Consider the following 14,653-nt stretch of genomic DNA (forward strand, 5'->3'; position numbering starts at 1 on the left):
TGTAGAAATTATAAAAAAAATCTTGGGTTGTCAAAATTGGGGTGATTTAATCGACCAAAGATTTAGCCAAGCTTAAGCTATCACTAAGAAGCAATGAAGTGAACCTTGCAATTTGATGAACAAATATTCGGTAAAGGATATTTGATAATTATGTATCTTCCCTATCCCAAACCTATAAAACACAGCACCATGGACCTACCCGATGACCTACCAGAACTTGTGAAGGCTGGGGTAATTTCCGAAGATACCGCAGCAGCTATTGCTTCGTACTACAACAACAAAAAGGAACCCTCCACCAATAAACTTTTTGTGGTTTTTGGCATTTTGGGTGCCATTTTGGTTGGATTGGGCATCATTCTGATCATTGCCCATAATTGGGACGACCTTTCGCGCAGCCTGAAAACCGTATTCGCATTCCTTCCGTTGTTGATCGGACAGCTGTTATGTGCATTTGCCTTTCTTAAAAAACCGGGCAATGTGGCATGGAGAGAAAGTAGCACGGTTTTCCTCTTTTTTGCAGTGGGTGCCAGCATTGGTTTGGTGAGTCAGATTTACAATATTCCGGGTGACCTCAGCACTTATCTACTGACATGGATGCTTTTGACACTGCCCTTGATTTATGTGATGCAATCGCCCATGACCTCCCTCCTCTGTTTAGTGGGAATCACTTATTATGCCAGTGAAACCAGTTACTGGGGGTATCCCACATCCGATTCATATCCGTACTGGGGGATGTTGGTTGCCATCCTCCCCTTTTATTATCAAATGTTTCGAAAAAATCCTTTTAGCAATTTTGTTCGCTTCCACAACTGGTTGGTTCCATTGTCCCTCATTACAGTTTTGGGAACCTTGTCCAACGCATTGGAAGAATTCATGTTTATAGCTTACCTCTCCCTTTTTGGTCTCTTTTACCTCTTGGGTACCGGCACATGGATGCCACAAGGCTCCTCTAAAAACGACTATACAATTTTAGGGAGCTTGGGAACTATTATTTTGTTGCTGTTTCTGAGTTTTAATGAATTTTGGGAGCATCTGTTCAAAAAGGAAATTCAGCTTACGGAAATCTTCGCTTCACAGGAATTTATTTTGATATTGCTCTTGAGCTGTGCGGCATCACTACTGTTATACCAAAGGATTCAGCAGAAGGGAATACGAAACCTATCCCTTTTCTCCTTAGTGTTCTTAGTGTTCATTCCCATTTTTGCCATCGGAACAATGGCGACCATTGCCGTTGTTTTGGTGAATGTGTTGATATTCCTTTTGGGCGTCTTTACTATTCGGGAAGGGTCACAACAACATCATCTGGGCCTGCTCAATTACGGGCTTCTAATTATCACTGCCTTGATTGTATGCCGCTTTTTTGATACCGATCTGAGTTTTGTGGTCAGAGGTTTATTGTTTGTGGGAGTGGGTGCAGGGTTTTTCTTCGCCAATTATTGGACAATTCAAAAAAGAAAAGAAAAATGATGGGCAAGAAAATCCAAATAACAGGCTTTGTGTTGCTGGCATTCGTTCAACTCTTAATTCCAGCAAAGATGATATGGGAGCAAGAGCATATCCTAAAAAAGGGAACCGAGTACAAGTTTAAAACTGCCCCGGTGGACCCAAACGACCCCTTTCGGGGAAAATACATTACACTGAGCTATGAGGCCTCCTCATTCAACGTGGCCAATGAAATGGACTGGGAGTATGGGCAAACCATCTATGTTGTGCTGACCACGGACCAAAAGGGGTTTGCAAAAATAGCGTCCATTACCAGCGAAGTTCCCGAAGGAACTGAGGCATATGTAGAAGGTTCCATCCTATTTGTGACCCGAAATGGCAGCAACCAAGTAACCATCGGCTATCCTTTTGATCGTTTTTATATGGAGGAATCCAAAGCCCAACCTGCGGAAATAACCTATAGAAATTCCCAACGGGACACTACAACGACCACTTATGCACTTGTCCGCATTAAAAACGGAAAAGCAGTGCTAAAAGACGTCCTAATTGATGGTGTTCCGATAAAAGAACTGGTTGGAAAAGAACGAACGGGAAACGATTGAAGAAAGTAGCTTTCACAGGAAGCGAACTTTTACCCAGTCCCTAAGTTTTATCAGGCTTTTCACTTTTTTCTTTTGTAAAAGAATGGATTTAGAACTCCTTTAATTCACTTGTTTTAAGTGATATTCATGAAAAACGAACCGGTGTAAATCATTGATTTTCAAAATAATGTATCTGATTATTCCGTTGCCCAAAATTTATTGTCTTTTCCCAAGTACCACAAAGTATCAACTCGTTTCAACTTAGAAAGTAAGAGGGTCGACTATATCCTTAAAGTTCTATAGAACTTTGATTCATTTTTAATTTGTAGACATTCTACCACAATACACTCTTGTACGGAATCTGAAAGATTCGAGAAATGAATTGATTTGTCAAGGAGCAAACTGAAAGGGCGCATTTTTAAGTTGGAAGGAAACACCCCATCGAGATAACTGGTCCATATCGGTGTGCGCCTTACTCACTTAAGCGTTGTATTCCCAAGGCCCCCAATGGGTCTTATATTTGGATGTTTCGGGTATCCCTTTCATCATTTTGACTCGATGAACTTATGTGAAAAATCCTGTGTAACATACGTTACTGCCATCACCATAACAATAGATTAATTTTATCATTTAAAATAATTACAATAAATTATACTTATATTATTGTGGAAAACTCTTATGTAGAAAAGGAAAAAGTAAATCAGATGCCACGGATTGGGGATTTTGCACCCGATTTTGAAGCCGTGACCACAAAAGGTAAGATCAAGTTCTCGGAATTTGCCAAGGATAAATGGACCGTAATGTTCTCCCACCCTGCAGATTTTACACCTGTATGCACTACCGAAATGAGTGGCTTTGCACAAAGAAAACCTGAATTCGAGGCTTTGAACACCGAGCTTCTTGGTTTAAGCATCGACAGTATCCACGCTCATTTGGGTTGGGTGCATAGCGTTAGGGAAAACACGGGTGTTTATTTTGATTTTCCGATTATTGCTGATTTGGACATGAAGGTTTCCAAATTATATGGAATGCTTCAGCCCAACGAGAGCGAAACTGCTGCGGTGAGGGCAGTATTCTTTATCGACCCATCCAAAAAGATTAGATTGATCATGTACTATCCATTGAACGTTGGACGTAACATGGACGAGATTCTTAGAGCTTTGGAGGCCCTTCAAACTTCTGATGAGCATAAAGTCGCTATGCCATTGGATTGGAAAAAAGGAGACAAGGTAATTGTGGGCGCTCCAAAAACCTTGGATGAACTGAATGCGCGTTTGGCAGATGATTCCTTGGAAAAAGTGGATTGGTACTTGGCTAAAAAAACAATTTAATAACTTTCATCATGGGCATCTTGCTTTTAAGGTGCCCTTTAAAACATTATTCTATGGAAATAAAACAGTTTGAATACAAACCCTTGGCCCACTATTCTTATGCCATCGTGGACAATGGTGAAATGGCCGTTATAGATCCTGAAAGAAATCCGATGCAGTATTATGCTTTTGCTAAGGATCATGATGCCAAAATAACCGCGGTTATAGAAACCCATCCACATGCCGATTTTGTGAGTTCCCATTTACAAATCCACAACGAAACAGGAGCCCCTATTTATCACAGTAAAGATTTGGGTGCCGACTATGAATATGAACCTTTTGATGAAGGCCAAAGCATTATGGTAGGTAATATCAAAGTCTCGGCCTTGAATACCCCAGGGCACTCTCCTGATAGCATTACCATTGTTGCAGAAAAAGATGGAAAAACTGCACTATTTACTGGTGACACCCTTTTTATTGGGGATGTGGGAAGACCAGATTTACGCGAAAAAGCAGGTAATATGACCGCGAAGCGTCAAGAACTGGCCGAAATGATGTACGATACCATCCAAAATAAATTCAAGGACTTACCCGATGAAGCCTTGGTATACCCTGCCCATGGCGCGGGATCCTTGTGCGGAAAAAACCTTAGCTCCGACAACAGCAGCACCCTAGGCAATGAAAGAATGGGCAACTGGGCATTTAAACCACAATCGAAAGAAGAATTTGTTCATACCATTTTGGACAGTCAGCCCTTTATCCCATCCTATTTTGGGTTCAATGTAGACACCAACAGACAAGGCCCTGAAAATCTGAGAACCTCCCTAGCCAAAATACCCCTTCGATTAAATACCGATACAGATGGCTTAATTGTGGATGTCAGGGATGAATCCGAATTTAAAAAAGGCCACCTGCAGGGAAGCATCAACATTATGGCGGTTTCCGAAAATGATAAATTTGAAACGTGGTTGGGCTCAATCGTAGCACCAAAAGAGCCGTTTCATTTGGTTATCGGAAATCCAAAGGATTTATCTAATATCTTGGAAAGAGTATCCAAGATTGGTTACGAAACACAATTACAATCCATCATTACATTGGGCAAGGAACATTTGGTAAAAAGCGCCATTTTGAATCTGGAGGATTTTCAGAACAACCCATCTAATTATACTATTGTTGACATTAGAAACCAAAGTGAGCTAAATGATGGAAAGTTTTTTGAGCAGTCAATTGCACATCCTTTGAACGAATTGAGGGATACGATGAATGAAATACCTACAAATAAGCCCATTGTGGTACATTGCGCAGGCGGCTACAGGAGTGCGGCGGGAAGCAGCATTCTAGAGCGTGGACTTAGGAATACAACCATTTTTGACCTCAGTGAAAACGTTAACGATTTCATTTAATAAATTCATTTTCACCTGTTTTATGTAACTGGGGTTACTTGATATGAACGCCATGCCAAATACCTTTGAGTCAAATTTTCAATACTATGGAAACTGAAATTCTCGCTCGGATACAATTTGCCTTCACGGTAGCTTTTCATTATATCTATCCACCCCTTAGTATTGGTATTGGCCTCATTATGGTGATTATGGAGGGGCTTTACCTTAAAACCGGAAACAAACATTATGAGGTTCTCACACGCTTTTGGCTAAAAATATTTGCCATAACCTTTGGTATCGGTGTGGCTACCGGAATTATCATGGAATTTGAATTTGGGACCAACTGGGCGGTATACTCTAGGTACGTTGGCGATATTTTTGGCAGTGCCTTAGCTGCTGAGGGATTATTTGCCTTTGGTTTGGAAAGTGCATTTTTAGGGGTTTTGATATTTGGTTGGAATCGCGTGTCTCCCAAAGTGCATTTTATATCGGCAATTGGGGTGTTTTTGGGATCTATGTTCTCAGCCGTTTGGATTGTAGTGGCCAATAGCTGGCAACAGACACCGGCAGGTTATCATATCGTTGGCGAAGGGTTTAATGCAAGAGCAGAGGTCACCGATTTTTGGGCCATGGTTTTTAACCCCTCTAGTGTTGATAGAATTATTCATGTGTGGCAAGGAGCCTTTTTGGCAGGGGCGTTTTTAGTCCTAAGTGTACATGCGTATTACCTTTTGAAGGGCAGATATATAGAAATCTCCAAGAAGGCATTTAAAATAGCCTTGGGGGTGGCGACCGTAATCTCGTTGACACAATTGGTATCAGGCCATAGTTCCGCGGATGGCGTTGCCGAGAACCAGCCAGCAAAATTGGCTGCAATGGAAGGACACTACGAACCCTCTGCTCCAGCAGACCTATACCTCTTTGGGTGGGTGGACAACCAAACGCAGGAAGTGACAGGTATTAAGGTGCCTGGCGGTCTGTCTTTTTTGGTGCATCAGGATTTTGAGGAGCCTGTGACGGGTTTAAATGCATTCCCTGAAGAAGATAGGCCGAGTCAGGTGAATGCCGTTTTTCAATTTTATCACATCATGATTTCAATTGGTATGTTTTTGATAGGCCTCACCCTATATGCAAGCTATCTCTGGTGGAAAGGAACACTATTTGATAAAAAATGGCTACTGCGAATTTTTGCATTTTCCGTGCTCTTGCCCCAAATAGCAAATCAGGTGGGATGGTTCGCCGCAGAGATGGGCAGACAGCCATGGATTGTCTACGGTCATTTAAGAACAAGCGAGGGCTTTTCCCAAGAAGTCTCTTCCAATCAAATACTATTTTCGCTGATACTGTTCCTTGTGGTCTATACCTTACTCTTTCTATTGTTTATGTATTCTTTGAACAAAAAAATAAAACAAGGGCCCTACGATGAAGCTAAAAATGCATTAGAAATAATTTAACAAGACAATCAAATGGAAACTTTTTTTGGTATAGATTATCCAACGCTTTGGTACTTAGTTGTAGGCCTTTTATTTTCCGGATACGCCATTTTGGAGGGATTTGATTACGGTGCCGGGGCATGGCACCTGTTCTTTAAAAAAGACTTAAGCCGTCGTATCGCCATTAACGCTATTGGACCTTTATGGGACGCCAATCAGGTGTGGCTCATTATTGGTGGTGGTGCGTTGTTCGCCGGATTTCCCGTAATGTATGCCACTATGCTATCTGCCATGTACATTCCCTTTATGCTCTTCCTAATGTTGCTGGTGTTACGTTCTGCCGCTATAAAGTTCCGAAGTGCGGAAGAAATGAAATGGTGGCGAAAAACTTGGGATGTCATTTACTTTACCTCCAACATACTCATTGCCTTTTTATTAGGTGTGGTACTGGGAAATATATTACAGGGTTTTGAAATCGGCGAAAATTTTAGCTACCAAGGTGGTATTTTCTTCTCTTTCCTAAACCCCTACGCAATTATGGTCGGCTTAACAACACTATCAATATTCATGACGCAAGGCGCTATTTTTTTGTTGTTGAAAACCGAAGGACGTTTGCATGCCAGATTAACGTTTCTACTTAAAAAAGGTATGATTTTCTTTATACTTAGTTTTGCGTTTACATCATTTTACACCCTTATCTATCTTCCTGGTGTAACCGATAATTTTAAAGCAAACCCAGTTTTTTTCATATTGCCAATCTTGGCTTTTTTGGCCGTTGCCAATGTACCTAGACTCGTATCCAAAAAGAAATATGCACCCGCCTTGGTATTTTCCTCATTGACCATGGCTTTTTTGTTGATGTTGGTTGCTTTTCAGCTATACCCGGTTTTACTGCCCTCCACAATAGACCCAGCACATAGTGTTACCATTTACAATGCCGCCTCTTCACAGAAGTCCCTAGGTATAATGTTGACCATAGTCCTTATTGGAGCGCCGCTTTTAGCTGGTTATTTTCTTTTTTTATATAAAACTTTCCATGGTAAGGTCGAACTGGACGATACAAGCTATTGATCCAGCCTCAAAATTCAACACCTCGTATGTCTTAAGATAAACAACATCCATTGTTGTTTTCCATTATGCATAGTTATTCCGCAAAGCAAGCCCTGGGAACAGTTTGTTCATGGGTAACATAGGTTACTGTGCACACAGGACGCTTCATCTATATTTATTGAAAATAATATAGCAGTGTCTAGAATTGTAATCTTAGGAGCAGGTATTGCAGGTCATGTAGCCGCTTCCCACTTACGTAGAAAACTACCCAAAGAGCATGAGGTTGTCGTTGTTTCACCAAACAGCAATTACCAATGGATCCCATCCAATATTTGGGTAGGAATCGGTAGAATGAAACCAAAGGACATCTTGTTCCCATTGGCACCTTTGTATGCAAAAAAGCATATCGATTATAAACAGGCCAAAGCCATAAGTTTTTACCCGGAAGGAGATGCTGAGGAAGTAAAACCTTACGTGCTGGCAGAATACGTGGCAGGAGCAAATAAAGGAACCACAGAAAAAGTGACGTATGACTATCTGATCAATGCCACCGGTCCAAAACTAAACTTCGAGGCCACCGAAGGACTTTCTCCTGGAAAGAACAAAACACATTCCGTTTGTACCTATACCCATGCCGATGAGGCCTGGAACGCATTGAATGATCTGATTCAACAAATGAAACAGGGGAAAAAAGCCAAAATACTTATTGGAACAGGTCATGCAAAAGCCACCTGTCAAGGCGCGGCATTTGAATATATTTTAAATGTAGAGCAAGAATTGAGAAGGCACAAAGTGAGGGATATGGCCCAGATTACTTGGATTTCCAATGAATATCATTTGGGAGATTTTGGGATGGATGGCATGTTGATGAGTTATGGCAGCAATATCATGAAATCCAGTGAGATGGTAGAAATGATTTTTGAAGACAGGGGAATTTCTTGGATTTTAGGTGCCGGGGTCAATAAAATAGAAGATGGTGTAGCCCAATACGAAACCTTGGAAGGCGACTATAAAACCGAAAGTTATGATTTTGCCATGCTCATACCCTCATTTTCGGGTCATGGTTTTAAGGCCTACAATAAGGATGGCGAAGAGATTACGAACAAACTTTTTAAAGGGTTCATGATCGTGGATGCGGATTATACACCCAAACCCTACGAGGAATGGAGTGTACAGGATTGGCCAGAAACCTATCAAAATCCATCGTATTCTAATATTTTTGCTCCAGGCATTGCCTTTGCACCGCCTCACAGCATTTCCAAACCACGGAAGAGCAAAAATGGAACAGATATTACACCTGCTCCTCCAAGAACCGGAATGCCATCGGGTATTACGGCCAAATTAGTGGCAGATAACATCATCGAGATGATCAAACACTCTAATAATGAACTTCATCACAAAGGATCAATGGGCAACATGGGTGCTGCATGTATCGCTTCAGCAGGTTTTGGTATGACCAAGGGAAGCGGCGTGAGCATCACCACATATCCCATTGTGCCCGATTACAATAAGTATCCAGATACCCAGGGCAGGAAACTAGGCAAGACTTTTGGTACCATAGGTCTTGCAGGTCACTGGCTTAAGTTGGCCCTGCACCATGCCTTCATATATAAAGCAAAAATGAAACCCTTTTGGTGGTTGATTCCTGAATAGAAAGTTATGACACGAAGAATATCCAAATACAAACGATTTCTAATGATGAACCCAATAATACAGTTCTTTAAGTTCATCTATTTAAGCATCAAAATAATGATTGTAGTCGCTGGTGGACATGGGGGGACCCGAGAGATCAATTGAACATCTATTGCTGATTTCTACTTGCCATTTTCTGTTGAAAACACCAGGGTTTGTTAAGGCTATATAAACGCTTTAAAGTATAGTGCTGCAGGTTTATTAGCTTTTCATGTAAACCACTTTAGTGATTCTGAAAATAGGTTAAGGAGAGACTTACATTTGCCCTATTGTGGATAACTCTGACTGTCAAGCTCGGCTTTGAACACTTTATGTGTATTTAAGCTTGTTTTGTAGCCCCGGCAAGAATCGAACTTGCATCTAAAGTTTAGGAAACTTCTATTCTATCCATTGAACTACGGGGCCATTCCATAAAATGGACTGCAAAAATAGGGTTTTTGCCGTATCTTATGCAACCCCTTACATCTATTTCTCTTTGGATTTCTTTGGAACAGCCTTATGATCTTTTTGCCTTTTCCTCCTTTAAGATTTTTTCGAGATAAGAACGGGACAAGGGTTTGTCCACATAACCCGAAATCATGCCGTTTTTTTTGGCAATGGTTCTATCCGAAGCATTCGTAAAAGCGGAGAGCACATACACACTGGGCAGTTGGTGTTCCTTAAACAGATTCTTGAGGTTTTCCAAAAAATCCCAGCCGTTCATTCCGTCCATTACCAAATCCAAAAAAATAATATCGGGCAGTCTATCGTGCTCCTCAATATATCCGAAACAGGCTTGTATCCCTTCCTCACCGCTGGAGCAGGTCACAATATCGAAGTTACCTTGGGATTGCTGTATGCAGTACCGGGTCGCGAACTGCGACACCAAGTCATCGTCTATAATAAACGTCGTGAGTTTCATGTAGGGTCTATTATGTAAGTTTGGGACATCCAAAGCTATAAGCAAGCCCTCAATAAACCATCCATTTTCGTTGTGTGGACGAAATATACCGTCAATCCACGCCTAATGGGGCAATCTGGCCCGTACTAGGCCATACACAAAGGCTCCCAAAATAGCACCTATCAGCACGATAACTATGGGCCAATAGCCGGCTCCCACCAAAATATAAATCGGTCCGGGACAAGCACCTGCCAAGGCCCAACCCAATCCAAAAAGCGTTCCTCCTAGGATATACCTGGCAAACGATTTTTCCTTGTCTGGAATACTGATGAGTTCCCCTGTAAATGATTTGACCTTCGATTTTTTAATCCAAAAGACCAAAACAACACCAACGGCCAAAGCAGAACCAATGATACCGTACATATGAAAAGAATCGAACTGGAACATTTCATAAATCCGGAACCACGAAGCGGCTTCCGACTTGTATAGGACAATTCCCAAAAAGGTTCCCAATAAAATATAAACTATATTCTTCATGCTTCAAAAATTAGGGGAAACAAGAGGTGAACCATAGCCAGTCCGCCAATAAAAAAGCCAATAACCGCAATCAAAGAGGGTCGTTGCAGGTTACTCAGCCCTGAAATGGCATGCCCAGAAGTACATCCACCAGCGTAACGAGTTCCAAAACCAACCAGAAAACCGGCAACCAAAAGAATAATCCACACCTTGGGATTCGCCAACGCTTCTATACTAAAAAGCTCTGTAGGCAAATAGGCGGCCCCAGCACTTTCAAAACCGAGGTCTTTGAGTTTAATTACGGTTTGTTCCGATATATCCACAGCGGGGTTCGGGGACAACCATTGTGCTCCCAAAAAACCACCAAGCACGGAACCAAGAACCACCATTAGGTTCCATCGTTTGGATTTAGTGTCCACTTTGAAGTAATCCGAGAATTTTCCAGCCCCGCCCAAGGAGCAAAATGTCTCCAAGTTGGAGGACATTCCAAATTTTTTGCCCATGAGTATAAGCAGTGCCATGATGATAGCGATAAGTGGGCCCGCCACATACCAAGGCCAAGGTTGATAAAGCATTTTCGTGAGGTTTTTGAGCAAAGGTCACGAAAATGCCTTACATATCAAATAGTGTAGCTGACTAACAGCAGTTTTTATCAGCATCAGAAACCCCGAATTTCTTCAGGATATCTTCCAACAAACACCACTTGGTCAAAGATGACTGTAATAGATTAGCCCCTACAAAAGCGGTAAACCATAACCAGTTGATATTTACATATACGGCCAAGATAAGGCTGATGAGCACAAAACTTCCCGCTACACCTCTTACGATTCTATTTCTCATTTTTTGATTTTTAAACGGTTCTTTCGATAGGTATCTCCACCGCCCTGATCGGGTTGGTGGTCTCACTTTCTGTGTTGAATTGTTTGATCAATCTGAACAATTCCGTTGCTTTTTCCTCTTCAGTAAAAGAGAAGAACATATTGGAGGCCGCTCCGCCCTTTTCACTTGGGAACCAGCTACTGGTGTACATCAAAGGCGCTGCACTTTTGTATCCGTCAATATCAGATCCGCTAAAGCTTTCCACGCCTGCTCTCTTGAACAGCTTGAAGACTTCGCTCTTATATTCCTCGACCGTGGTAACAATGATCATTTTCATCTTACTTGTAGTTTTTACGTTCTATCATATAATACACCAATGGCACTACCAATAGCGTCAAAATGGTGGACACTATGGTTCCTCCCATGAGTGAAATGGCCAATCCTTGAAAGATAGGGTCGAACAAAATCACAAAAGCTCCAATAACAACGGTTCCCGCTGTCAACAAAATGGGCGTGGTACGTACGGCCCCGGCTTCGATAACGGCTTGCTTAAGGGGAACTCCATCATCCAAGCGTAGGTTCACAAAGTCGATAAGCAAAACCGAATTCCGCACCATGATTCCTGCCAACGCAATCATCCCGATAAATGAGGTTGCGGTAAAAAAGGCCCCCAACATCCAGTGCCCGAGCACGATTCCGATCAACGAAAGTGGAATGGCCACCATCATCACCACAGGTGCCTTAAAGTTTTGGAACCAGCCTACGATCAACATGTAAATGATTACGATGACCCCAAGGAAGGCAATTCCCAAGTCTCGGAACACCTCCAAGGTCACCTGCCATTCACCATCCCATTTCACGGTATAGTCATCTTCGAACTGAGGTTGTTCCATGTAAAGTTCATTGATGGAATACCCCTTGGGTAGCTCCAATTGGTTCAACTTATCCGTCATCCCTAAAATGGCATACACGGGACTTTCCAGTTCGCCAGCCATATCGGACATTACATACACTACTCTTTTCTGATTTTTTCTGTAGATGCTCTTGGCCTTGATTCCTTCTTTGACTTCAACCAAATCCCCGACGGAGACCATACCTCCCTTTTGGGATGCTATTTTCAATTGTTTGATCTCATCCAAACTGGATTTATCCTTCTCGCTGATGGACAGTACAATCCCGATTTGATCAAAAGCATCCTCTCGATATATATGGGATACCGGTTGTTCACGGAAAGCCATTGCCATTACCTGAACAATTTGTTGTGGAGTGATACCGTAGAGCATCGCTTTTTCCTTGTCAATCACAAAATCGTACTCCACTTGATCATCCTCGACCATCCAATCTACATCCACTACGTCGGTAGTATTGTTCAAGATGCCCTTTACCTTATCGGCCAATGCAATTTGCTTTTCATAATCTGGACCGTACACCTCGGCTACAATGGTTGAAAGTACAGGGGGTCCTGGTGGCACCTCCACAATCTTGATGTTTGCATCGTACTTTTTGCCCAATTCTTGGATTTTTGGCCTGAGCAATTTGGCGATATCATGGCTCTGCGCACTCCTGTCGTGCTTGTCCACCAGGTTTACCTGGATATCGGCCATATTGCTACCTCCGCGAAGATCGTAGTGTCTAACCAATCCATTGAAAGTTATGGGTGCAGATGTTCCCACATAAGTCTGGTAGTTGACCACTTCCGGACGTGTGGAGAGATATGCGCCTATTTCCTTGGTCACCGCCGATGTTCTTTCCAAGGTGGTTCCCTCCGGAAGGTCTATGACCACTTGAAACTCGTTCTTGTTATCAAAAGGGAGCATTTTTACAGCAACCGATTTGGTAAAGAACATTCCCATAGATGCAAGTAGCAAAAAGAAGGTGATGCCCAAGAACATCCATCTCTTTTTCCGGCTCTCTATCAAAGGACTTTCAAAGCGCGAATAGGCTTTGTAAATAAACGTGTCCTGAATTTCGACGGGTTCCTTTTCCTTTTTCTTCTTTTTGTCCTTTTCTCTTAGGAAAATGTATCCTAAATAGGGTGTAATGGTCAATGCTACAAACAGTGACAACAACATCGCAATCGAAGCTCCAATAGGCATGGGCGACATGTAAGGACCCATTAGACCAGATACAAAGGCCATGGGCAATACGGAGGCAATTACCGTAAATGTGGCCAGAATGGTGGGGTTACCTACTTCGTTGATAGCATAAATTGCTGCATCCTTAAAAGGCAACCGTTTCATTTTAAAGTGGCGATGCATGTTCTCCGCTATAATGATGGAGTCGTCCACCACAATACCCGTTACGAACACCAACGCAAACAAGGTAATTCGGTTCAAGGTATAATCCAGCATGTAGTAACTGAGCAAGGTCAATGCAAAAGTGATGGGAACCGAAAGAAAAACCACAAGTCCTCCTCTCCATCCCATGGCCAACATCACCACAAAAGTCACTGCGATGATGGCCCCGATCAAGTGCATCAATAGTTCGGATACCTTCTGCGAAGCGGTCTGCCCATAGTTACGGGTCACCTCAACTTTTACTTCATCTGGAAGCAATGTTGTTTTTAGGTGGTCCACTTTTTCCAAAACCACATCGGCAATCTTCATGGCATCGGCTCCCTTGCGCTTGGCGATGGAAATGGTCACTGCTGGATATTCCGATTTATAGGTCTCTGCTTTTTCACTGGCAGCTCCAAATCCAAGGGAAACATAGTTTTTCGGCAGCTCAGGACCGTCCAAAACAGTAGCCACTTGCTTCAAATAAATGGGTTGACCTTGTTTGGTGCCCACAATCAGGTTTTCTAGGTCCTCTTGGGTTTCCAAGAAGTTTCCAGTGCTGATATGAAACTCGGTATCGTTGGAAAGGAAGTTGCCGGAATCCATTTGCTGGTTATTGGCTTGGATCATTTGGGCCACAGTCAACATATCTAGGCCCGACTCTGCCAGTTTATCCTTATCCACCACCACGCGAAGTTGGGGGCTGCGCCCTCCTATCTTTTTGGTAATGGAAACCCCGTTTACCTTTTCAATCTCGTTGATGAGCTCTCCTGATATCTGCCTCAACTGAAAATCATTATACTCTTCACTCCAAAGTGTCAATGCCAGCATGGGCACATCGTCAATGGCACGGGTTTTTACCAAAGGCATGGTCACTCCGGCAGGCATTTGGTCCATATGCTTATTAATCTCGTCGTACAAACGTACCAAGGACCTTTCGATATCCTCTCCTACATAAAACTGCACAATGGCCATCCCTTGCTCTTGCATGGAGGTGGTGTATACATACTCTACGCCTTTGATGTTCGATATAATTTTTTCGAGTGGTTTTGTTATCCTGGATTCCACCTCGGTTGGGCTGGCCCCTGGATATCCTACGAAGATATCCGCCATGGGCACATCAATCTGTGGCTCCTCTTCCCTTGGAATAAGGAAGGAACTGTACACCCCAATGACCATAAATACAATCATGAGAAGCACCGTTAGTTTGGAGCTGATAAACCCTTTCGCTATTTTTCCTGCAAGTCCGTCTTTCATTGTTGGCTTTTTTG

At 42.5% G+C, this 14,653-nt stretch carries 14 protein-coding genes and 1 tRNA gene; 8 read left to right on the forward strand and 7 right to left on the reverse strand.

What is annotated here, in order from left to right; all coding sequences use genetic code 11:
* Positions 1-189 precede the first annotated feature (189 nt).
* The 8 genes from EO130_RS07410 (at position 190) to EO130_RS15550 (ending at position 8,996) form a co-directional block, all read left to right on the forward strand.
* A complete protein-coding gene (locus EO130_RS07410; protein WP_164732894.1) occupies positions 190-1,467 on the forward strand; it encodes a DUF2157 domain-containing protein in 1,278 nt (425 codons plus the stop codon).
* On the forward strand, positions 1,464-2,045 hold the full coding sequence (locus tag EO130_RS07415) for a GDYXXLXY domain-containing protein (RefSeq protein ID WP_127140891.1): 582 nt from the start codon (positions 1,464-1,466) through the stop codon (positions 2,043-2,045). The genes EO130_RS07410 and EO130_RS07415 overlap by 4 nt, the downstream gene beginning before the upstream one ends.
* A 644-nt stretch (positions 2,046-2,689) precedes the next feature.
* Positions 2,690-3,355: a peroxiredoxin gene (locus EO130_RS07420; protein ID WP_262707323.1), complete on the forward strand. Its 666-nt coding sequence runs from the start codon at positions 2,690-2,692 to the stop codon at positions 3,353-3,355.
* 53 nt (positions 3,356-3,408) lie between these two features.
* Complete coding sequence (locus tag EO130_RS07425; RefSeq protein WP_127140892.1) at positions 3,409-4,737, forward strand: MBL fold metallo-hydrolase; 1,329 nt, start codon at positions 3,409-3,411, stop codon at positions 4,735-4,737.
* Between the two features lie 86 nt (positions 4,738-4,823).
* Positions 4,824-6,170 carry a cytochrome ubiquinol oxidase subunit I gene (locus EO130_RS07430; protein ID WP_127140893.1) on the forward strand — a complete coding sequence of 449 codons (1,347 nt, stop codon included), beginning with the start codon at positions 4,824-4,826 and terminating at the stop codon, positions 6,168-6,170.
* A 12-nt stretch (positions 6,171-6,182) separates the two neighbouring features.
* The gene (gene cydB, locus EO130_RS07435) at positions 6,183-7,220 is read left to right on the forward strand and encodes a cytochrome d ubiquinol oxidase subunit II (protein WP_127140894.1); all 1,038 of its coding nucleotides are present in this window, start codon (positions 6,183-6,185) and stop codon (positions 7,218-7,220) included.
* 174 nt (positions 7,221-7,394) lie between these two features.
* Positions 7,395-8,852: an NAD(P)/FAD-dependent oxidoreductase gene (locus EO130_RS07440; RefSeq protein WP_127140895.1), complete on the forward strand. Its 1,458-nt coding sequence runs from the start codon at positions 7,395-7,397 to the stop codon at positions 8,850-8,852.
* Positions 8,853-8,858: 6 nt separating this feature from the next.
* Positions 8,859-8,996, forward strand: coding sequence for a hypothetical protein (locus tag EO130_RS15550; protein WP_206513134.1), 138 nt, complete (start codon positions 8,859-8,861; stop codon positions 8,994-8,996).
* A 228-nt stretch (positions 8,997-9,224) separates the two neighbouring features.
* Here EO130_RS15550 and EO130_RS07445 read toward each other — a convergent pair.
* From EO130_RS07445 to EO130_RS07475, 7 genes are all read right to left on the reverse strand, one after another.
* Positions 9,225-9,296, reverse strand: a tRNA-Arg gene (locus tag EO130_RS07445).
* 91 nt (positions 9,297-9,387) lie between these two features.
* Positions 9,388-9,792, reverse strand: coding sequence for a response regulator (locus EO130_RS07450; protein WP_127140896.1), 405 nt, complete (start codon positions 9,790-9,792; stop codon positions 9,388-9,390).
* Between the two features lie 102 nt (positions 9,793-9,894).
* Positions 9,895-10,308, reverse strand: a complete 414-nt coding sequence (locus EO130_RS07455) for a DUF6691 family protein (RefSeq protein WP_127140897.1) — start codon at positions 10,306-10,308, stop codon at positions 9,895-9,897.
* Positions 10,305-10,862 carry a YeeE/YedE family protein gene (locus EO130_RS07460; protein WP_127140898.1) on the reverse strand — a complete coding sequence of 186 codons (558 nt, stop codon included), beginning with the start codon at positions 10,860-10,862 and terminating at the stop codon, positions 10,305-10,307. Before EO130_RS07460 ends, EO130_RS07455 begins: the two co-directional genes overlap by 4 nt.
* A 61-nt stretch (positions 10,863-10,923) precedes the next feature.
* Entirely contained in the window at positions 10,924-11,127 is a 204-nt protein-coding gene (locus tag EO130_RS07465; RefSeq protein WP_127140899.1) for a YgaP family membrane protein, read from the reverse strand.
* Between the two features lie 10 nt (positions 11,128-11,137).
* Complete coding sequence (locus EO130_RS07470) at positions 11,138-11,443, reverse strand: hypothetical protein (RefSeq protein WP_127140900.1); 306 nt, start codon at positions 11,441-11,443, stop codon at positions 11,138-11,140.
* Position 11,444: 1 nt separating this feature from the next.
* A complete protein-coding gene (locus tag EO130_RS07475) occupies positions 11,445-14,639 on the reverse strand; it encodes an efflux RND transporter permease subunit (protein ID WP_127140901.1) in 3,195 nt (1,064 codons plus the stop codon).
* Positions 14,640-14,653: the final 14 nt, after the last annotated feature.

The sequence above is a fragment of the Flagellimonas marinaquae genome (assembly GCF_003992675.1).
GTDB lineage: Bacteria > Bacteroidota > Bacteroidia > Flavobacteriales > Flavobacteriaceae > Flagellimonas > Flagellimonas marinaquae.